Annotated in this window: 16 protein-coding genes and 1 riboswitch; of the genes, 7 read left to right on the forward strand and 9 right to left on the reverse strand. The window is 72.7% G+C overall.

The window, feature by feature from the left end:
- Positions 1 to 24: 24 nt before the first annotated feature.
- Positions 25 to 1,131, reverse strand: coding sequence for a cobalamin biosynthesis protein (locus ABZ863_RS07910; RefSeq protein WP_358532236.1), 1,107 nt, complete (start codon positions 1,129 to 1,131; stop codon positions 25 to 27).
- A 36-nt stretch (positions 1,132 to 1,167) separates the two neighbouring features.
- On the opposite strand from ABZ863_RS07910, the gene ABZ863_RS07915 reads away from it, so the two are divergent.
- From ABZ863_RS07915 to ABZ863_RS07925, 3 genes are read left to right on the forward strand one after another with little or no spacing between them, the layout of a single operon-like run.
- Positions 1,168 to 1,833 (forward strand): bifunctional adenosylcobinamide kinase/adenosylcobinamide-phosphate guanylyltransferase, encoded by a 666-nt coding sequence (locus ABZ863_RS07915; RefSeq protein WP_358532238.1) that lies wholly within the window; start codon positions 1,168 to 1,170, stop codon positions 1,831 to 1,833.
- Positions 1,834 to 1,842: 9 nt separating this feature from the next.
- Positions 1,843 to 2,871, forward strand: coding sequence for a nicotinate-nucleotide--dimethylbenzimidazole phosphoribosyltransferase (cobT, locus tag ABZ863_RS07920; RefSeq protein ID WP_358532240.1), 1,029 nt, complete (start codon positions 1,843 to 1,845; stop codon positions 2,869 to 2,871).
- Positions 2,872 to 2,881: 10 nt separating this feature from the next.
- Entirely contained in the window at positions 2,882 to 3,613 is a 732-nt protein-coding gene (locus ABZ863_RS07925) for an adenosylcobinamide-GDP ribazoletransferase (RefSeq protein ID WP_358532412.1), read from the forward strand.
- 61 nt (positions 3,614 to 3,674) lie between these two features.
- Here the strand turns inward: ABZ863_RS07925 and cobC are convergent, their stop codons facing one another.
- The 4 genes from cobC to ABZ863_RS07945 are packed head-to-tail and all read right to left on the reverse strand — an operon-like array spanning position 3,675 to position 8,596.
- Positions 3,675 to 4,703, reverse strand: a complete 1,029-nt coding sequence (cobC, locus tag ABZ863_RS07930; RefSeq protein WP_358532242.1) for an Rv2231c family pyridoxal phosphate-dependent protein CobC — start codon at positions 4,701 to 4,703, stop codon at positions 3,675 to 3,677.
- Positions 4,696 to 6,027 (reverse strand): cobyrinate a,c-diamide synthase, encoded by a 1,332-nt coding sequence (locus ABZ863_RS07935; protein WP_358532243.1) that lies wholly within the window; start codon positions 6,025 to 6,027, stop codon positions 4,696 to 4,698. Before ABZ863_RS07935 ends, cobC begins: the two co-directional genes overlap by 8 nt.
- Positions 6,021 to 6,635 (reverse strand): cob(I)yrinic acid a,c-diamide adenosyltransferase, encoded by a 615-nt coding sequence (gene cobO, locus ABZ863_RS07940; RefSeq protein WP_358532245.1) that lies wholly within the window; start codon positions 6,633 to 6,635, stop codon positions 6,021 to 6,023. The genes ABZ863_RS07935 and cobO overlap by 7 nt, the downstream gene beginning before the upstream one ends.
- Complete coding sequence (locus tag ABZ863_RS07945; protein WP_358532246.1) at positions 6,635 to 8,596, reverse strand: magnesium chelatase subunit D family protein; 1,962 nt, start codon at positions 8,594 to 8,596, stop codon at positions 6,635 to 6,637. Before ABZ863_RS07945 ends, cobO begins: the two co-directional genes overlap by 1 nt.
- Positions 8,597 to 8,644: 48 nt before the next feature.
- Positions 8,645 to 8,779, reverse strand: a riboswitch (cobalamin riboswitch).
- A 78-nt stretch (positions 8,780 to 8,857) separates the two neighbouring features.
- Between ABZ863_RS07945 and cbiE the strand changes: the two genes are divergently transcribed.
- Positions 8,858 to 10,048 carry a precorrin-6y C5,15-methyltransferase (decarboxylating) subunit CbiE gene (gene cbiE, locus ABZ863_RS07950; RefSeq protein ID WP_358532247.1) on the forward strand — a complete coding sequence of 397 codons (1,191 nt, stop codon included), beginning with the start codon at positions 8,858 to 8,860 and terminating at the stop codon, positions 10,046 to 10,048.
- Positions 10,045 to 10,794, forward strand: a complete 750-nt coding sequence (gene cobM, locus ABZ863_RS07955) for a precorrin-4 C(11)-methyltransferase (protein ID WP_358532249.1) — start codon at positions 10,045 to 10,047, stop codon at positions 10,792 to 10,794. The genes cbiE and cobM overlap by 4 nt, the downstream gene beginning before the upstream one ends.
- Before the next feature lies 1 nt (position 10,795).
- Here cobM and ABZ863_RS07960 read toward each other — a convergent pair whose 3' ends face one another.
- Positions 10,796 to 11,869 carry a cobalt-precorrin-5B (C(1))-methyltransferase gene (locus ABZ863_RS07960; protein WP_358532251.1) on the reverse strand — a complete coding sequence of 358 codons (1,074 nt, stop codon included), beginning with the start codon at positions 11,867 to 11,869 and terminating at the stop codon, positions 10,796 to 10,798.
- 39 nt (positions 11,870 to 11,908) lie between these two features.
- On the opposite strand from ABZ863_RS07960, the gene ABZ863_RS07965 reads away from it, so the two are divergent.
- Complete coding sequence (locus ABZ863_RS07965) at positions 11,909 to 12,664, forward strand: cobalt-precorrin-6A reductase (protein ID WP_358532253.1); 756 nt, start codon at positions 11,909 to 11,911, stop codon at positions 12,662 to 12,664.
- Positions 12,665 to 12,715: 51 nt separating this feature from the next.
- A complete protein-coding gene (locus ABZ863_RS07970; protein WP_358532255.1) occupies positions 12,716 to 15,901 on the forward strand; it encodes an arabinosyltransferase domain-containing protein in 3,186 nt (1,061 codons plus the stop codon).
- Between the two features lie 7 nt (positions 15,902 to 15,908).
- On the opposite strand, the gene ABZ863_RS07975 is transcribed toward ABZ863_RS07970, so the two are convergent.
- Genes ABZ863_RS07975 through ABZ863_RS07985 form a run of 3 tightly spaced genes read right to left on the reverse strand, consistent with a single transcriptional unit; the run spans position 15,909 to position 19,152 of the window.
- Positions 15,909 to 17,426, reverse strand: a complete 1,518-nt coding sequence (locus ABZ863_RS07975; RefSeq protein WP_358532257.1) for a precorrin-2 C(20)-methyltransferase — start codon at positions 17,424 to 17,426, stop codon at positions 15,909 to 15,911.
- Complete coding sequence (locus tag ABZ863_RS07980; RefSeq protein WP_358532259.1) at positions 17,423 to 18,049, reverse strand: precorrin-8X methylmutase; 627 nt, start codon at positions 18,047 to 18,049, stop codon at positions 17,423 to 17,425. The genes ABZ863_RS07975 and ABZ863_RS07980 overlap by 4 nt, the downstream gene beginning before the upstream one ends.
- Positions 18,046 to 19,152, reverse strand: coding sequence for a precorrin-3B synthase (locus ABZ863_RS07985; RefSeq protein ID WP_358532261.1), 1,107 nt, complete (start codon positions 19,150 to 19,152; stop codon positions 18,046 to 18,048). The genes ABZ863_RS07980 and ABZ863_RS07985 overlap by 4 nt, the downstream gene beginning before the upstream one ends.
- Positions 19,153 to 19,205: the final 53 nt, after the last annotated feature.

The following is a 19,205-nucleotide window of genomic DNA, read 5'->3' on the forward strand; positions in this document are numbered from 1 at the left end:
TCTCAGCACGCCAGAGCGGACAACTCACGCACCGGAGCGGGGGACTCGCGCACCGGAGCGGGGGACTCGCGCGCCCGAGCGGGCAACTCGCGCACCCGAGCGGGCAACTCGCGCACCCGAGCGGGGGACTCGCGCACCCGAGCGGGCAACTCGCGCGCCCGAGCGGGCAACTCGCGCACCCGAGCGGGGGACTCGCGGGCTGGCCGCCGTTACCGCTGCCAAGGCGACAGCGGCAAGGCCCACCAGGCGCGACAACCGTACCGACCTGCGCAGGGCGACGGGCCCCGGCGCGGGTCCGTCACCGAGCGTTCCGCGATGCTCGATGCGGCCGCCGTAGCTGTTGGTACCGCCCAGCCGCACACCGAGCGCACCGGCGAACGCGGCCTCGACCGGCCCGGCGTTGGGGCTCGGGTGCTGTGCCGCATCACGCCGCCACGCCCGCAGCGCCCGCGCCGGCTGCCCGCCGACGAACGGCGCGGCGGCCACCGCGAACGCCGCGCTGAGCCGGGCCGGAACGACGTTGGCAACGTCGTCGGCGCGGGCCGCCGCCCAACCGAAGCGGGCATACCGGGGCGAGCGGTGCCCGACCATCGCATCGAGCGTGTTCACCGCGCGGTAGGCCAGCAGGCCCGGAACCCCTGCCAGACCACCCCACACCAGCGGCGCGACGACGGCATCGGAGGTGTTCTCGGCAATGGACTCTGTCGCGGCGCGGGCGAGCCCGGCACCGTCGAGCCCCGTCGCATCCCGCCCGCACAGATGCCCGAGTCGCTTCCGGGCGGCCGGCAGGTCGCCCCCCTCGATCAGGCGCGCCATCGCCTCGCCCTCCTCGGCGAGCCCGCGGCCGCCGAGCACGGTCCAGGTCGCGGCGGCGGTGAGCGCGAACCGCGCCACCGGCCGGTTCCGCGTCATCACATCCAGTGCGGCACCCGCACCCGCGACGGCGCCGACGCACGTGCCCGCGAAGACCACTCCGCGCCGCGGGGAATCGGCCCACATGCGCCGTTCCAGTGCACCCACCGCACGGCCGAACAGCGCGACCGGATGGCCCCGACGCGGATCACCGAAGACCGTGTCAGCCGCGTAACCTGCGACGATTCCGGCCGCGGTTACGCATTGGGAACGGATCACAGCGCGAACCCTAACCGGTGGGAAAGAATGCCGACCATGACTGTGTCTTCCCCGACTCCCTGGCGGCGGGCGGCCACCGCCGATCTGCGGAGGCGGCTCACCGATCTCGCGGCCGGGCGCCTGGAGGCCGGCGCCGCGCTGCTGCGCCGCTACGGCAGGCGCGTCCAGGGCAACGGCAGGACGCTCGTGCTCGGCGGCGTCCGCTCCGGCAAGTCCCGGCACGCTGAAGAGCTCATGGCCGGCCACCGCCACGTGCTCTACCTGGCCACCGGGCTGCCGCCAAGCGCTGATGATCCCGAGTGGGCCTCGCGGATCGCCGCGCACCGCGCCCGCCGGCCGCCGTACTGGCGCACTGTGGAGACCGCCGATCTCACCGGGGCACTGCGCGAGGCCAGGGCGCCGGTGCTCATCGACTGTCTCGGGACGTGGGTGAGCCGCGTACTCGACGAGGTCGGCGCGTGGCAACAGGAAGACGGCTGGCAGCAGCGGGTCGACGAACGGTTGCAGGCATTCGTCGACACCTGGCAGGCCACGACGGTACCCGCGGTGGCCGTGACCAACGAGGTGGGCAGCGGTGTGGTGCCGGGTACGGTGTCCGGCCGGATCTTCCGGGACGTGCTCGGTTCGCTGAACACGGCGGTGGCCGCGAACTCGGACACCGTCCGGCTCGTCGTGGCCGGGCGGATGCTGGACCTGAGGTAAGGAGACACGGTGACGTTCGACATCCCCGCACTCGACGAGGGGGCCCGCCGCGAGGCACGCGAGCAGATCGACGGGCTCGTCAAGCCACTCGGCGCGCTCGGGAGGCTCGAGGAGCTGGCCGCCTGGCTGTGCGCCGCGCACGGCAGCGTGCCACCCCGACCGCTGGACGACGTGCGGGTCATCGTGTTCGCCGGTGACCACGGGGTGTCGGCGGCGGCGGTGTCGGCCTATCCGCGCGAGGTCACCGCAGCCATGGTGCGGGTGTTCCTGTCCGGCACCAGCGGGGTCAACGTGCTGGCCCGGCAGGTCGGCGCCCGGGTGCGGGTGGTCGACATCGCAGTGGACGGCGACCTCGCCGAGGTGCCCGACGAGGTACGCGCGTTCAAGATCCGGCGTGGCTCGGGCGCGATCGACGTGACCGATGCTCTCGACCGCGGCGAGGCCGAGCGCGCCTTCGCCGCGGGCCGCGCAATCGCCGACGAGGAGATCGACGCGGGTGCGGACCTGCTCATCCCCGGCGATATGGGCATCGGCAACACAACTGTCGCCGCCGCACTCGTCGCCGCGATGCTGGGGCTACCGGTACCGGAGGTGGTGGGCACGGGCACCGGTGTGGACGAGGACGGCTGGGCGCGCAAGATCGCGGTGGTCCAGTCCGCGCTCGACCGTGCCGGCGCGCGGGTGGCGGAGCCGTTCTCCCTGCTCACAGCGATCGGCAGCGCCTGCGCCGCGGCGACGGCCGGTTTCCTCGTGCAGGCGGCCGTGCGTGGTGTGCCGGTGCTGCTCGACGGCGTGTTCTCGGGTGCGGCCGCGCTGGTCGCGCGGGAGATCGCACCTGAGGCCGCGCAGTGGTGGCTGGCGGGACATCGCTCGACAGAGCCCTCGCAGGCGTTCGCGCTCAAGGCGCTCGGCCTGGAGCCGATTCTGGATCTGGGCCTTCGGCTCGGCGAGGGCAGCGGCGCGGTGCAGGCGGTACCGGTGTTGCGTGGCGCGCGGGCGATGCTCACCGAGATGGGACGGCTCGCCGACCTTGCGTGATGCCGTGCGGATGGCACTGGGCACGCTGACCGCGTTGCCGGTGCCCGCGCCGCGCACGATCGGCCCGCGCGTGGCCGGCCGCGCGATGCTGCTCGCGCCGCTGGCCGCGCTGCCGCTTGCCGCGCTCGCGCTCGGCGTGGTCCTGCTGGGCGAGCTGGCGAACCTGCCCGCGCTGGCGGTGGCGGCGCTCGCACTGGGTGCGGTGGCGCTGGCGAGCCGGGGCCTGCACCTGGACGGGCTCGCGGACACCGCCGACGGGCTCGGTGCGTCCTACGACCGCGACCGGGCGCTGACGATCATGCGCAAGGGCGACTCGGGCCCCACTGGCATCGCGACCCTGGTGCTCGTGTTGATCGTGCAGTGCGCGGCGCTGGCCGGTGCGGTCGCGGCGGGGCAGGGCGCGACGGCTGCGGTGGTGGGGGTGGTAGCCGGACGCGCGGTGCTGCCGCTGTGCTGTGTGCGTGGGGTTCCCGCGGCCCGCCCGGAGGGGCTGGGCGCGGCGGTCGCCGGGGCGGTGCCGCTCGCCGCGGCGGTACCCGTGGCGCTGGTACTCATGGGGTTGGCCGTGCTGGCACCGGGAGTGCCGTGGTGGCAGGGTCCGCTCGCGGTGCTTGCCGGGTACGCCGCAGCCGCGCTGCTGCTGGCGCGCTGCGTGCGCCGGCTCGGCGGGATTACCGGCGACGTGCTGGGCGCCTGCGTCGAGACCGCCACCGCAGCGGCACTACTGGTGCTGAGCGCCTAACACCGCGCGAGTCCCCCGCTCCTGCACGCGAGTTGCCCGTTCAGGCACGCGAGTTGCCCGTTCAGGCGCAGCGCGCCAGTACCGTGCCGAGCGCGTCGAGGAAGCCGTCCAGCTCCGCACGGACCGCGATGCGCAGCCAGTCCGGGCCGAGGCCGGGGAAGGTGTCGCCGCGGCGCACCGCGTACCCCACCTCCCGCAGGGCCAACCGCACCCGGTCAGCCCCGGGAATCCGGACCAGCACGAACGGCGCCCGCGGCGTGCCGGCCACGTCGACACCCAGTGCCCGCAGCCCGGCGACCAGCACCTCCCGGTCCCGCTCGGCCGACCCGGCGAGCGCCTCGGCCTCGGCCAGCGCCACGGGACGACTGCACGCCACCATCGCGACCGCGGCAGGTGTCGACACCGACCAGGGGGGCTGCAGCGCCCGCAGCCGCTCGACCACCGCGGGCTCGGCGAGGACGTACCCCGCGCGCAGCCCGGCGATCCCCCACGTCTTCGTCAGGCTCCGCACCACCACCACGCCCGGCAACCGTTGTCCGGCAAGGCTTTCCGGCTCACCGGGCACGGCGTCGAGGAACGCCTCGTCGACGACGACCAGCCTGCCGGGGCGGCACAACCGCCGCAGTGTCGCCGCCGGGTGCAGCACCGAGGTCGGGTTCGTCGGGTTGCCGACGAACACCAGTTCCGCGTCGGCGGGCACGGCAGCCGGGTCCAGCACGAAATCGTCGGCGGCCCGCAACACCGCGCGGCGTACCGGCCGCCCTGCCGCCCGCAGCGCCGCCTCCGGCTCGGTGAACTGCGGGTGCACCACGACGGCACCGCCCCCGCCGAACGCGCCGGCGAGCAGGGTGAAGGCTTCGGCAGCGCCCGCGGTGGGCAGCACGTCGGCGGGTTCCCTGCCGTGGCGGGCGGCGATCGCCTCGGTGGCCGCGCGCACATCGGGGTACGCGGCCAGCTCGCCGAGGCAGGCGGCCAGCTCGTGACGCAGCCAGTCCGGCGGCGCGGGCACCCGCACGTTGACGGCGAGGTCGACCAGGCCGTCACCCACCTCGCGGTCGCCATGGTGGAGCAGATCGTACTGATCATCCATTGTGGACCGCCGCGGCGAACCGCCGTGCCAGCTCAGGATGCCCAGCCCAGTGGACGTGCAAATAGGAGGCGTGCAATGTGGACGTCGCGAACCCCTCAGGCTCGTCGTCCCAGTGCCACGCGGGAGTCGTTCCGTACCGGGGCTCGACGACCGTGCGATGGAACTCGTGCCCGGTGACCCGCTGCCCCGCGGAGGCGAGCAGGTTCGCCGGACCAGCCGTCGCCGTGCGGTAGCCGAGGGCACCTCGCCGGGTCATCCGCGCCGTCGCGTCCAGTGCACCGACCATCGGCAACCCGTCCAGCTCCCGGCACAGGTACAGCAGCCCGGCACACTCGGCGACGACGGGCATGCCCTGCCGCACCACCAGCGCCAGCTCCTCGCGCAGTGGTGCGTTGGCCGAGAGCTCCCCGGCATGCACCTCGGGGAACCCGCCGCCGAAGTACAGCCCGGCGCAGCCGTCGGGCAATGCCTTGTCCCGCAACGGATCCACCTCGACAAGGTCGACGCCGTGCGCGGCCAGCAGCTCCACGGTCTCGGTGTAGCGGAACGTGAACGCCTGGCCCGCCGCCGCGGCCACCACCGCACGTGGACCGCTGTGCGCGGCGCCCGGCGACCACGGTGTCCCGGCCAGCGGCGGCGCGCCGCGCCCCACCCGCAGGACGGCGTCGAGGTCGACGCCCGCGGTGATCCAGTCCGCCAGCCGGGGCAGCAGGCGCTGTGACTCCGCGGCCCGCTCCGTGGCCGGTACGAGACCGAGGTGCCTGCTGGGCGCGTGGATGTCGTCGGTGCGGCGCAACGCGCCGAGCACCGGGATACCGGTCGGCGCCAGCGCCGCGCGGATCTCGTCCTCATGCCGCTGCGAGCCGAGCTTGTTCAGGATCACCCCGGCGAGCTCCAGCCGCGGGTCGTAGTGAGCGAAACCGAGCACCGTCGCCGCGACGCTGCGGCTCGCCGCGCTCGCATCCACCACCAGCACCACGGGCGCGCGCAGCAACCGCGCGACGTGTGCGGTGGAGGCGTACCCCTCGGTGCCGAGTGCACCGTCGAAGAGCCCCATCACGCCCTCGATGACGGCGATCTCCGCCGTCGCGGAACCGTGTAGCAGCAACGGAACGACGCGCTCCTCGCCCTGCAGGAACGGGTCGAGGTTACGTGGCGGCAGACCGGTGGCCAGCGCGTGGTAGCTCGGATCGATGAAGTCAGGGCCGACCTTGTGGCCCGACACCCGGATGCCCCGTGCCCGCAGCGCGGCCATCAGTCCGGTTGCGACAGTCGTCTTGCCGTGACCGGAGCCGGGTGCGGCGATGACGAGCCTGGCTACCACTCGATGCCCCGCTGACCCTTTTGCCCCGCGTCCATCGGATGCTTCACCTTAGTCATCTCGGCCACCAGATCGGCGGCCTCGACCAGCGCGGCAGGCGCGTTGCGACCGGTGATCACGACGTGCTGGCGCCCCGGCCGTTCCCGCAGTGTGCGCACGACCTCGTCGACGTCGAGCCAGCCCCAGTGCAGCGGATAGGTGAACTCGTCCAGGACGTAGAAGTCGTGCTGCTCGACGGCGAGCCGGCGCGCGATCTCCGCCCAGCCCTCACGTGCGTTGGCCGCGTGGTCCTCCTCGCTGCCCTGCTTGCGCGACCAGCTCCAGCCCGCGCCCATCTTGTGCCACTCGACCGGCCCGCCCTGGCCGCTCTGCTCGTGCAGCTCGCCGAGCGCGCGGAACGCGGTCTCCTCGCCGACACGCCATTTGGCGGACTTGACGAACTGGAACACCCCGATCGACCAGCCCTGGTTCCACGCCCGCAACGCCATCCCGAATGCGGCCGTCGACTTACCTTTCATCGCACCCGTGTGGACGGCCAGGAGCGGGCGGTTGCGGCGTTGTCGCGTGCTGAGTCCGTCGTCGGGTACGACCTCCGGTTTGCCCTTCGGCATCAGGCCGCCCTCCGTTTCACCTCGCGGGTCAGCGCTTCCGCCGCGACCTCACCCAGCGGCACATGGTCCGCGCCGAGCCGGGTGGCCAGCTCGGCGGCGAGACCGAGCCGCATCCGGCCGCTTTCGCAGTCCAGCACGACACTCGTCACGCCGGTTCCGGCAACCAGCGCGGCGGCCGCGTGTGCGCGGGCGAGCGCGTCCTGCCCACTCGTGGCGCGTCCATCGGTCACCACGACCAGCAGTGGCCGCCGCCGCGGGTCACGCAGCGCCTCCACCCGCAGCACCTCGGCGGCGCGCAGCAGGCCCTCGGCGAGGGGGGTGCGACCGCCGGTGGGCAACGCTTCGAGCCTGGCCGCGGCGGCCTCGACGCTGATCGTCGGCGGCAACGCCAGCTCGGCGACGCCTGCGCGGAACGTCACCAGGCCGACCTTGTCCCGCCGCTGGTAGGCATCCAGCAGCAGCGACAACACCGCCGCCTTCACCTCCCCCATCCGCGACCGGGCACCCATCGACCCCGATGCGTCCACACAGAACAGTACGAGGTTGCCTTCCTTGCCCTCGCGCAACGCATAGCGGAGATCGTGCGCCCGCAGGACAAGACCCGTGCCCACGCGGCCCCGTGCGCGCTGGTGTGGTGCCGCTGCCCGGACGGTCGCCAGCAGGTGCGGCCCGCCCTCGCGGACGCCGGGCGGCCGTACACCGACCGTGCGCCCGCTGTCGGTCACCGCCCGCGACCGCCGTCCGTGCGCCCCGGCTCCGGTGCCGCCGACGGTGAACAGCCGTGCCCGGTACGGCGTCCCGGCACCGACCTGGCGCTCACCATTGCCGTGCTGCCCGCCGTTGCCACCCGCGTCGCCGCTCGTATCGTCGGCCGGGGCGTGTTCGCCGTCCCCGCCGGGCGGCTCGCTGCCGGCACCAGGGCCGTCGTCGTCCGGCGGCCCGCCCTCCGGCGGCTCCGCGTCCCGCAAAGCCTGTTCGAGCTGCTCCTCCTCGATGCCCGGCGCGTCGAACGGGTTACGCCTCCGCCGATGCGGCAGGGCGAGCCGGGCGGCGACCCGGATGTCCTCAGTGGACACTTCAGCGCGCCCGCACCACGCGGCGTGCGCGGCCGCGGTGCGCGCGGTGACGATATCGGCGCGCATCCCGTCGACCTCGAACGCCGCGCAGACCTCGGCGATCTGCAGCAGCGCGTCGTCGGTCAGCCGCACCGCCGCCACGAGTCCCCTCGCCGCCGCGATGTCGGCGGCCAGCCGGGCCTCCGCATCGACATAGCCTGTGGCGAAGCCGTCCGGATCGGTCTCGTAGGCCAGTCGCCTGCGCACCACCTCGGCACGCTGCGCGGCCTCACGGCTGGATGCCACCTCGACGGTCAGGCCGAAGCGGTCGAGTAGCTGCGGCCGGAGCTCGCCCTCCTCCGGGTTCATGGTGCCGATCAGCACGAACCGCGCGGCATGCGAGACCGAGACACCTTCCCGTTCGACGGTGACCCTGCCCATCGCGGCGGCGTCCAGCAGGGTGTCAACGAGGTGGTCGTGCAGCAGGTTGACCTCATCGACGTAGAGCAGCCCACGATGCGCTCCGGCCAGCAGCCCGGGCTGGTAGTCGGTGACGCCGTCGCGTAGCGCGCGTTCGAGGTCCAGCGAACCCACCACGCGGTCCTCGGCGGCCCCGACCGGCAGCTCGACCAGACGCGCGGGGCGCCGGTGCCGGGCCTCCTCGCTGGGATGCGGGCCGTCCGGGCACGCCGTGTCCGGACGGCCCGGATCGCACGAGAAGCGGCAGCCGTCCACCACCTCGACATCGGGCAGCAGGCCCGCGAGCGCCCGCACCATCGTCGACTTCGCGGTGCCCTTCTCGCCGCGCACCAGCACGCCACCGATGGCGGGTGAGATCGCGGACAGCACCAGCGCCAGCCGTAGCTGCTCCATGCCGACGACAGCGGTGAACGGGTACGGCCGCATCAAGACTCCCTTGCACCGGGTGGGTGTCCTCGCCCACAGCGTCAGTACGACAAAGGCGGGCGCCGAAGCTCTGACTCCTGGCCGCTGGCGACCAGTCACAGTGGCGGGACCGTCCCGGATTCGCACCGGGTTCCACAACGACCGCACCGCCGATCATCGCATACTTCGCCGGAGGGAGTCCTGAATCACAATTGCGAAGCCCAGATCAGGACGCCCGACCGGGTGCGGGTGTCCCGCAAGGCGGAGTTACGGTTGGCGATCGTGACGATCGTCGTGGTGGGAATCGGCGCCGACGGCTGGGCCGGCCTGCCCGAGCCGTACCGCGCCGAGATCGCCGGCTGTGACGTGTTGTTCGGCGGCCGGCGACAGCTGGATCTGGTGCCGGACGGGGACTTCACCAAGACACCGTGGCCGAGTCCGCTGCTGCCCGCACTCGACGCACTGCTCGCGGGGCAGTCGCATCGCCGGGTCTGTGTACTGGCCAGTGGCGACCCGCTGCTGTCCGGCATCGGCAGCACGCTGGTGCGCCGCTTCGGCGCCGGGCGCGTGCGCATCCTTCCTGGCGTGTCGTCGGTGGCGTTGGCCAGGGCGCGGCTCGGCTGGCCCGCCGAGGAGACCGAGGTGGTGAGCACTGTCGGGCGCAGTGTGCACCGCGTGCTGCGCGCCATCGGCCCCGGCAGGCGGGTGCTGGTGCTGAGCTCCGACGCCACGACACCGGCCGCGGTGGCGGCGGTGCTCACCGAACGCGGCTACGGGGCGAGCAGGCTCACGGTCCTGGAGGAGCTGGGCGGGGCCGCCGAACGGCGGCTCGACGGCATCGCGCAGGAGTGGTCCCATCCACAGGGCGCGGCGCTGAACGTGCTCGCGATCGAGGGTGCCGGACCGCGTGCGTTACCGCTGCTGGCCGGTCTGCCCGACGACGCCTTCGAGCACGACGGCCAGCTCACCAAACGGGACATCCGGGCCAGCAGCCTGGCGCGGCTCGCGCCCGCACCCGGCGAGCTGCTGTGGGACATGGGGGCAGGTGCGGGCAGCATCGCGATCGAGTGGTGCCGGGCGCATCCGGCCAACCGGGCGATCGCGATCGAGTCCCGGCCGGAACGGGCGGAGCGGATCGGCCGCAACGCCGAACGGCTCGGCGTGCCGGACGTCCTGGTCGTCACCGGGTCGGCGCCGGACGCGCTCGCGGGCCTTGCGGAGCCGGACGCGGTGTTCGTCGGCGGCGGCCTCAGCGTGCCCGGGGTCCTCGCGACGTGCCTTGCCGCGTTGCGTCCCGGCGGCAGGCTCGTCGCCAACGGCGTCACCCTGGACGCCGAGCAGACCCTCGCGCGGGCCTACGCCGAACACGGCGGTGAGCTGACCAGGCTGTCGGTCGAGCATGCCGCGGCACTCGGTGGTTTCACCGGCTGGACGCCGGCCCGCACCGTGACCCAGTGGAGTTTGACGCGATGACCGTGCACTTCATCGGCGCCGGGCCGGGCGCCGCGGACCTGATCACCGTGCGGGGCCAGCAATTGCTCGCCCGCTGCGCGGTCTGCCTATACCCGGGCAGCCTGACGCCGACCGACCTGCTCGCCCACTGTCCGCCCGGCGCCCGGCTCGTGGACACCGCGAACCTGACGCTCGAGGAGATCGTGGCGGAGCTCGTCGCCGCGCACGACGCGGGCGCCGATGTCGCACGGCTGTGCTCCGGCGATCCGGCGGTGTACAGCGCGGTGGCTGAGCAGATGCGGCGGCTCGACGCGGTGGGCATCCCCTACGACGTGACGCCGGGTGTGCCCGCGTTCGCCGCGGCGGCCGCGGTGCTCAACCGGGAGCTCACCGTGCCGACGGTGGGCCAGAGTCTGATCCTCACGCGGGCGCAGGCGCGGTCGACGGCGATGCCCGAGGGCGAGGAGCTGGCCACGCTCGCCGCCTCCGGTACGACATTGGCACTGCACCTGGCGATCAACCGCATCGAGCAGGTCGTCGCCGAGCTGGTGCCGCACTATGGCAACGACTGCCCGGTCGCGGTGGTCGCGCAGGCCAGCCAGCCGGAGGAGCGGGTGCTGCGTGGCACGCTCGCCGACATCGCCGCGCAGGTGCGCGCGGCAGGCATCACGCGCGCGGCGATCATCTTCGTCGGCAAAGTGCTTGCGGCGGAGAGCTTCCCGGACAGCTTCCTGTACTCCACCGGCCGAGCCCGCCGAGCCGAATAGGTCAGGGACCGGCCCTGCCGACGATGGTTCCGGCCCGGTCGACCGCGACGACGTCGACCGCCACCGGGGCATCCGCGAGCACCCCGGCGGCCACCTGCCGTGCGCGCTCGGCAACCAGCTCACCCAGCGCCACGCCTTCAGCACGGGACAGTTCGAGCGCGTGCAGTGCGGTGTTGGCCTCGCGGATCGGGTCGGCGAGCTGGGAGTGACCAGCCTCGGCCACCAGCTCGGCGAGCAGGGCGAGGTCGACCTGGGACCGCTTCGAGTGCAGGTCGAGATGCCCGGCCGCGAGTTTGGACAGCTTCGCGAACCCGCCGGCCAGCGTCAGCCGTGGCACCGGATGGCTCCGCAGGTACTTGAGGACGGCGCCGGCGAAGTCGCCCATGTCGAGCAGCGCCGTATCCGGCAGGCCGTACAGCTCGGCGACGACCCGCTCCGACGTGCTGCCGACCGCACCCGCCACGTGCCGGTGGCCCAGCGCCCTCGCGACGTCGACCCCGCGCCGGATGCTGTCGATCCACGCCGAGCACGAGTACGGCACCACCACACCGGTCGTGCCGAGCACCGACAGCCCGCCGACGATGCCGAGTCGCGGGTTCCAGGTGTGCCGCGCCATCTCCTCGCCATGCGGGATGGAGATCTCCACCACGACATCGCCAGGGGTGCGACAGGCGTCCGCCACCCGTCGCACCGCCTCGGTCATCAGCCGCCGCGGCACCGGGTTGATCGCCGGCTCACCAACGGGCAGTGGCAGACCGGGAAGGGTGACCGTGCCGACGCCGGGCCCCGCGCGGAACGTCACGCCGGTGCCGGGCTCGCCCGCGGTGACCGTGGACACGATGAGCGCACCGTGGGTCACATCCGGATCATCGCCGGCATCCTTGATCACACCGGCCCGTGCGAAACCGTCGCCGAGCTCCTCGGTGGCGAGCGCGAAGGCGGGCCGCTTGTCCTTCGGCAGCACGACCTCGACGGGATCGGGGAACCGGCCGGTCAGCAACGCGGTGTAGGCAGCAGTGGTCGCCGCCGTCGCGCAGGCGCCGGTGGTCCACCCATAACGAAGCTCGGCTGCCACCGTCGTCCTGCTCTCGCTGCTGCGGCACACTCACTGTTCATGAGCAGTATGGCCCCGCGCGTGTTGATCCTCGGTGGCACGTCCGAGGCCCGCGCGCTGGCCGCGGAGCTCGTGACGCACGGGGTGCCGGTGGTGTCCTCGCTCGCCGGGCGGGTCAGCGCGCCGCGGCTACCCGAGGGCGAGGTCCGCATCGGCGGGTTCGGCGGTGCGGACGGACTCGCCGACTGGCTCACTCGGCACGGCATCATCGCCGTGGTCGACGCCACACACCCGTTCGCGCAACGGATCAGCGCCTCGGCCGCTGCCGGTACTGCCCGCGCCGGTGTGCCGCTGCTGCGGCTGCACCGCCCCGGCTGGCAGGAGTCACCCGGCGACCGCTGGCACTGGGTGGACACACTCGACGATGCGGCGGCGGTCCTGCCCCGGCTCGGCACCAGGGTTTTCCTCACCAGCGGACGGCAGGGGCTCGCCGCGTTCGCCGGCCTGCGCGACCTGTGGTTCCTGGCCCGCTGCGTTGACCCGCCGACGCCACCGTTGCCGCCCCGGCTGGAGGTGGTGCTGAGCCGCGGTCCATACCACGTCGAGGAGGAGACCGCGCTGCTGCGCGAGCACCGGATCGACGTGCTCGTCACGAAGGACAGCGGTGGCTCGATGACCGAGGCCAAGCTGATCGCCGCCAGGCGACTCGGCCTACCGGTCGTGGTGATCCGCAGACCGGCGCGGCCCGCTGTGCCGACAGTGACCGAGGTGGCCACCGCCGTGGACTGGACACTCGGCTGGGTGACAGAAAGCTGATCACCAGCCCCACGCGTCCCTACTCTGAGCTGCCCGCTAGCGTGGCGTCCGATGCGACCCGCCACTTCTGTTCGCACACAAGCCCCTACCAGGGAACCGGAAGCCTCCACCACCCCCGAGGCACCCCCGGCTGCCCGTGCGCGCCTCTGGCGCCGGCTCGCCATCGTGCTCGGCCTGATCTCCGCCGCGTGTGCGCTCGCCTTCCCGTTTCTGCCGATCGTGCAGGACACCGCGCGCATCGTGTGGCCCGTCGCCGGCGACACGACGCAGGTCAACGCACCGCTTTCCGGCTACTGGGCGCAGGACCTGCAGGTGGACCTGCCGTGCGAGACCGTGCGGTCGGTTGACGCGCGCATACCCGGTGACGCCCTGCTGTTCTCCACCGTGCCCGCCGCCCGCATCGGCAACGGCGCAGGCATGCAGCTGCGGATCGACGACGGGGTACTCATCGCCAACAACCGCGGCGAGCAGGTGGCCCGCCAGCCGCTGCCCCAGCCGGGCTGCGACGTCCGGTTCTCCTCCGACGGCACACGGACCACGTTGTCGGTGGGCGGCACGCCGGTCTACGACCAGGACGGGGACGTACGTCCCCGCGTCATCGGCATCTACACGGCGATCGAGGGCGCACAGGACCCTGTCCACGGGCTGAACGTCTCCATCACGCCGGACACCCGCTACCAGTCCTCGCCGACCGGGCTGAAGGTCACCATCGGCGTCATCGGTGTGCTCGCGCTGATCGGCTGCCTCATCGCAGTGAGCCGCCTCGACACCGGTGTCGCCCGCCGCGCCCCGCGCTGGGCACCGGTGGGCTGGTGGCGACTGACCGGCCGCGACCTCACGGTGATCATCGCGCTCGGGGCGTGGGTCTTCATTGGACCGCTGACCTCCGATGACGGCTACATCCTGTCCATGGCGCGGGTCACCGAGGACGCCGGCTACCTGACGAACTACCACCGGTGGTTCGGGGTGGCGGAGGCGCCGTTCGGCTGGTTCTACCACGTCTACGAGCTGATGTCGCACATCAGCGTCGCCGCACCGTGGATACGGCTGCCGTCGTTCCTGCTCGGTGTGCTCAGCTGGCTGCTCATCAGCCGCGAGGTGATGCCCCGGCTCGGCAAGGCGGTACGGTCCAGCCGGGCCGCGGGCTGGGCCGCCGCCACGGTGTTCCTGGTCTGGTGGATGCCCTATAACAACGGCACCCGGCCCGAGCCGGTGGCGGCTGTGGGCTCGCTGCTGGCCCTGTGCGCTGTCGAGCGCGCGCTGGTGACGCGCCGCCTGCTGCCCGTGTGCCTCGGATTGCTTGCCGCGGCCTTCACACTGGCCGCGACGCCGACCGGGCTGATCGCGGTCGCTCCGTTCCTGGTGGCAGCCCGGCCGCTGTTCCAGCTGCTGCGCCAGCGCGCGCGGGAGTCCAGCTGGTGGCAGGTGCTCGCACCCATCGTGGCCTCCGGTGTGCTGGTGCTGTTCGTGGTGTTCGCCGACCAGACCTACGCCACCGTCATGGAGGCGACCCGGCTGCGCAACGAGGTCGGCCCGAGCCTGTCGTGGTTCCAGGAGCTGCTGCGCTACCAGCAGCTGTTCAGCTCCACAGTGGACGGTTCGGCATCGCGCCGGTTCCCGGTGCTGCTTCTGTTGCTGTGCACCGTAACCTGCCTGGCGGTGCTGCTGCGACGCGGCCGGATCCCCGGCGCGGCACTCGGCCCCAGCCGAAGGCTCATCGGCACCGTTGCCCTGTTCTTCCCGATGATGGCACTGACGCCGACGAAGTGGACCCACCACTTCGGAGCGTTCGCCGCCGTCGGCGCGGCAATGGCCGCGTTGACGGCGCTGGCTGCCAGTTCCTCGGTACTTCGCTCCAAACGCAACCGTGCCGCCTTCGTCTCCGGACTGCTCGTGGTCGCCGCGCTCGCCGTGACCGGCTCCAACGCCTACTGGTACGTGTCGCAGATGGGCGTTCCGTGGTGGGACATGCCACCGGAGCTGTTCGGCATTTCCTTGTCGACACTGCTGTTGCTCGCCGCGGCGGTGGCCGCTGTGATCGCGTTCATCGAGAACATCCGTGCCCAGCGGCCGGGTCTGCCACCACCGCTGCCGGAGCGGCGCGGGCTGGCGCTGTGGCGAGGATCGCTGGCGTTCGTGGTGGTGTGTGGCCTGGTCGCGATGGCCGAGTTCGGCAGCATGGCCAAGGCCATCCACAAGCAGCGGGACACCTACAGCCTCGGCGCGGCCAACTTCGCGGCCCTGTCCGGCTCGAGCTGCGGCCTCGGCGACTACGTGATGGTCGAGCGCGATCCGGTGTCCAGTGTTCTTTCGCCCCTGCCCGCCGACCAGCAGCACACCGTACCCAGCGAGGGACAGGTCGCGAGGCCCGGCGGGTTGCCCTCCGCTGAGGAGGGCGTCGGGCAGACGCAGGCCGGCTTCCACCAGGAGCCGTTGTCCGCAGGCGACCCGCTGGCCCAGCCGCCGCACGGCTTCACCCCCAGCACCGTGCCGATGTGGAGCAGCTACAACGAAAGGGCCAACCCGACAGGACGGCTGCGCACCGTGTGGTACGACCTGAGCTTCCGGTCCGAGAGGAGCCAGGTGGTGGTCGCGGTGTACGCACCGAGCGAGAAGGCCACCAGCGTCGCGGTCCAGTTCGGCGAGCCGGGCCCCGAGGGCATCAAGGTCATCGCGGAGAAGCCGGCACTGCTGTCGGCCGGCGGCGAGGACGAGTGGATCGACGTGCGGATCAACCTCGACGACGTTCCCGCAGCGGCCAAGATGGTCCGGGTGTCCGCTGTGGACGATGACCTCACCAGGGAAGGCTGGGTCGCCGTGACCGCGCCAAGGGTGCCGACGTTCGCCACCCTCACCGACCGGATCGGCGACGCACCGGTCTACCTCGACTGGCCGACCTCGCTGGTGTTCCCCTGCCTGAACCCGATGAAGGTGCGCGACGGCGTCTTCGAGGTCCCCACCTACCACCTCACGGCCAGCTCGCTGGCGACCGAGGGCGACTGGGCGGAGAGCCGGTCCGGCGGCCCCAACGGCATCCTGGAGGAGCTCGCCGACCAGCCGGAGGTGCCGAGCTACCTGCGGCGCGGGCCCGGCCAGGTGTGGGGCACCCTCGAGCAGGTGGAGCCGTACAGCGACGGCAACGAGCCGACCGTCATCCACGGCAGGGAGGTCCGCCCCGGCTGGTGGTCACCGGGTCCCGGCCCGCAGCAGCCCGACGGCGAGCAACCCACCCGCTGACGTGTTCTCAGTCGTACCGGCGCGGGGTCCAGACCAGGCGGGTTCCGTCCGGCTGTTGCCGGACCCTGGTGCGGGACGAGCCGATGATGAGCAGGCACCGCATGTCGACGACCGCGGGGTCGAACGTGCCGAGCGTGTCGACGCGCAGTGACTCCTCGGGACCGCCGACGTCCCGTGCGATCACCACCGGCGTCTCCGGCGCCCGGTGCCGCAGCAGCACCTCCCGCGCGGTGGCGAGCTGCGTGGTGCGGCTGCGGGATGCCGGGTTGTAGACGGCGACGACGAGGTCGGCCGCTCCCGCGGCGTCCAGCCTCGCTTCGATGATCTCCCACGGCTTGAGCCGATCCGACAACGACAGCACGCAGTAGTCGTGCCCCAGCGGGGCACCCACTCGGGAAGCCGCCGCCTGCGCGGCCGTCACCCCTGGCAGCACCCGCACCGACACGTCCGTCCACTCCGGACGCTCGGCCTGCTCCAGCACGGCCGAGGCCATCGCGAACACCCCGGGGTCACCGGAGGACACGACGGCGACCCGCGCTCCGTGGCTGGCCAATTCGAGTGCCTCCGCGGCCCGGTCGGCCTCGACCCGGTTACCGGATGCGTGCCTGCGCTGCCCGGCGCGCTGCGGGACCTTCGCCAGGTACGGGCCGTAGCCGACGAGGTGCTCGGCCTCGGCGAGCGCCTGCTCGGCCTCGGGGGTGAGCCACTGTGGACCCGCCGGGCCGAGACCCACCACGACCACCTCTCCCCCGCGTGCGGGCTCCACCGGTTCGGGGGGCTCTGCGGCGCCGGATTTGCGTGCCGCGTAGGCCGGGCTCGGCACGACGGCGACCGAGAAGTACGGCACGGTCGAAGGATCGACCTCGGCGAACGGCTCCACGCGCTGCGTTTGCCAGGTGGCGCGCTCGACGTAGAACGCCTCGTCGAGCTTGCCGGACTCGGCGAGCGCCTCGCGTACCGTGCCGAACGTGCGGCCGAGCTTGACCACCGCAGCCGCATCGGTGTCGGCGAGGCGGCGCGCCAGTTCGGGCCCTGGCAAGGTACCCGGCAACACGGTCAGCACCTCGTCGCGCTGCACCAGCGGCCTGCCCAGCACCGCCGCCGCGGCGCTCACGGAGGTCACGCCTGGCACGACGTGCGCCTCGTAGCGATCGGCGAGGCGTTCGTGCATGTACATGTAGGAGCCGTAGAAGAACGGATCGCCCTCGCACAGCAGCACCACGTCGCGCCCGGCGTCGAGATGCTCGGCGAGCCGTTTCGCCGACACCTCGTAGAACTCGGCGATCGCCCCTTCGTACCCGCCGGGGTGGTTCGTGGTCTCCGTGGTGACCGGGTACATCAGGCGTTCTTCGAGCTGCCCCTCGTGCAGGTACGGTTCGGCGACCGAGCGCGCGATGCTGCGGCCGTGCCGGGCGCAGTGGTAGGCGATCACGTCGGCCGCGCTGATCAGCCTGGCCGCGCGCACGGTGAGCAGCTCGGGGTCGCCGGGGCCGAGTCCGACCCCGTACAGCACGCCGGTGCTCACACCTCCTCCTTCGAGGCGATCGCGTTCACCGCGCCGACGGCCAGCGCGCTGCCGCCCCGGCGACCCCGCACCACCAGGTACGGCGCGGGTGCGCGTTCGATCAGCAACTCCTTGGATTCCGCGGCACCCACGAAGCCCACCGGTACGCCGATGATCGCCGCGGGCACGCCGGCACCCTCGTCGATCAGTTCCAGCAGCCGGAACAGTGCCGTCGGTGCGTTGCCGATCGCCACGACCGAACCCGCGAGCCTGTCCCGCCACAGCTCGAGCGCGGCTGCCGAGCGGGTGGTGCCGAGCCGCTCCGCGAGTGCGGGCACGCGGTCGTCGGAGAGGGTGCACAGGACGTCGTTGCGCGCTGGCAAGCGTTTGCGGGTGACGCCGCTGGCGATCATGTTGGCATCACACAGCACGGGGGCGCCGGCTTCCAGTGCCGCGCGCCCGGCCTCGACGACCTCGAGCGAGTAGGCGAGATCGGCCACGAGATCGACCATCCCGCAGGAGTGGATCATCCGCACTGCAACGCCCGCGATGTCGTCGGGCAGTATCCCGAGGTCGGCCTCGTCGCGGATCGTGGCGAAGGAGTGGCGGTAGATCTCCGCACCGTCGCGGATGTAATCGATCACTGGCGTCCTCTCAGAGTGTCGAGCAACTGGGCCGGGGAAACCAGGGTGCCGTCCACGCGGTAACCAGCGTTCTCGGCGACGACGTCGGCATGCGCTCCCCGCGGCCTGCCGCAACGGCGTTCGCAGCCGGAGAAGTGCGCGCGGACGCCGCTGATCATGGCGGTCGGTGCGTCGGCCCGGACATCCGCTCGCGCCTTGGCACAGCCGGGCCTGCCAATGCAGGCGCTGATCCCGAGCTCGGGTGCCGCGGGGTCGGTGACCAGCCCGGCACCCTCCGGCACAGCGCCGGTCAGCACGAGCGTCCGCCACGGCGTCACGACCAGATCGCCCAGTGTGGCAAGCACATCCGCCCTCAGCTGCCCGAACACCGGCGCCGCCACGACCACACCGTTGCCGACCGGACCAACCTGGATGGCCGACGTGGCACGGACCAGCCGGTCGTCCGGCGTCACCGCGTGGGCCCAGCGGCGCACGCCGTCGAGCACCGGGGCTGGATCGGCTTCCCGGATGCGCCAGGCCGCGCCGCGGCTGCGCTCGAACGCGACGGCCGCCTCGACCAGTCCCGTCACCGCGTCCCGCGCCGGTATCCGCAGGCCGGTGTCCGCGCCGTCCAGGAGTAGCGCCCCGGTGCCGGAGTCCAGTGCACGCCAGCACACATCGGCTCCCTCGCCGGCCACATCGCCGCGCCCGTCGTCCAGCGCGAACAGGAACCGGCCCGGCAGCCGGGCCAGTTCGGGGCGGGCGCACACCGCCCGGTCCAGCGCGGTGACCAGCGGCCGGGCGTCCACCAGCCCGCCGTGTAGCCCCGAAAGCGGTGAGCCAAGGATGTTCCGCACGCGTTCGTGGGTCGGCGCGGGCAGCAGTCCGGCATTCGCCAGCCGGGTGACGAGCTCATCGACATCGGTCACCGCCCGCAGCTGCAGGTTCGCGCGCGACGTGAGATGGATCATGCCGTCGCCGAGCTCGTCCGCGCACTCGGCGACCACCCGTGCCTGCGCGCTGCTCAGGGCGCCACCGGGCAACCGGACCCTGGCGAGTGCGCCGTCGGCGGCGTCATGGGTCGCGACGGCGCCGGGGCAGGCATCAGCGCGCATGCGGGTCATGGGTGGCACTCCATCACTGTAGTGAGCAAGCCTCAGATCACCTTGACTCCGCT

Source organism: Saccharomonospora sp. NPDC046836, from assembly GCF_040645195.1.
GTDB lineage: Bacteria > Actinomycetota > Actinomycetes > Mycobacteriales > Pseudonocardiaceae > Prauserella_A.

What these genes read in the sequence shown, in the direction of transcription:
- ABZ863_RS07915 (WP_358532238.1), top strand. Translation starts at nt 1,168, where the DNA reads ATGACTGTGTCTTCCCCGACTCCCTGGCGGCGGGCGGCCACCGCCGAT.
- ABZ863_RS07985 (WP_358532261.1), bottom strand. Translation starts at nt 19,152, where the DNA reads ATGACCCGCATGCGCGCTGATGCCTGCCCCGGCGCCGTCGCGACCCAT.
- ABZ863_RS07970 (WP_358532255.1), top strand. Translation starts at nt 12,716, where the DNA reads ATGCGACCCGCCACTTCTGTTCGCACACAAGCCCCTACCAGGGAACCG.
- ABZ863_RS07945 (WP_358532246.1), bottom strand. Translation starts at nt 8,596, where the DNA reads ATGCGGCCGTACCCGTTCACCGCTGTCGTCGGCATGGAGCAGCTACGG.
- ABZ863_RS07925 (WP_358532412.1), top strand. Translation starts at nt 2,882, where the DNA reads ATGGCACTGGGCACGCTGACCGCGTTGCCGGTGCCCGCGCCGCGCACG.
- ABZ863_RS07965 (WP_358532253.1), top strand. Translation starts at nt 11,909, where the DNA reads ATGAGCAGTATGGCCCCGCGCGTGTTGATCCTCGGTGGCACGTCCGAG.
- cobC (WP_358532242.1), bottom strand. Translation starts at nt 4,703, where the DNA reads ATGGATGATCAGTACGATCTGCTCCACCATGGCGACCGCGAGGTGGGT.
- cobO (WP_358532245.1), bottom strand. Translation starts at nt 6,635, where the DNA reads ATGCCGAAGGGCAAACCGGAGGTCGTACCCGACGACGGACTCAGCACG.
- cobM (WP_358532249.1), top strand. Translation starts at nt 10,045, where the DNA reads ATGACCGTGCACTTCATCGGCGCCGGGCCGGGCGCCGCGGACCTGATC.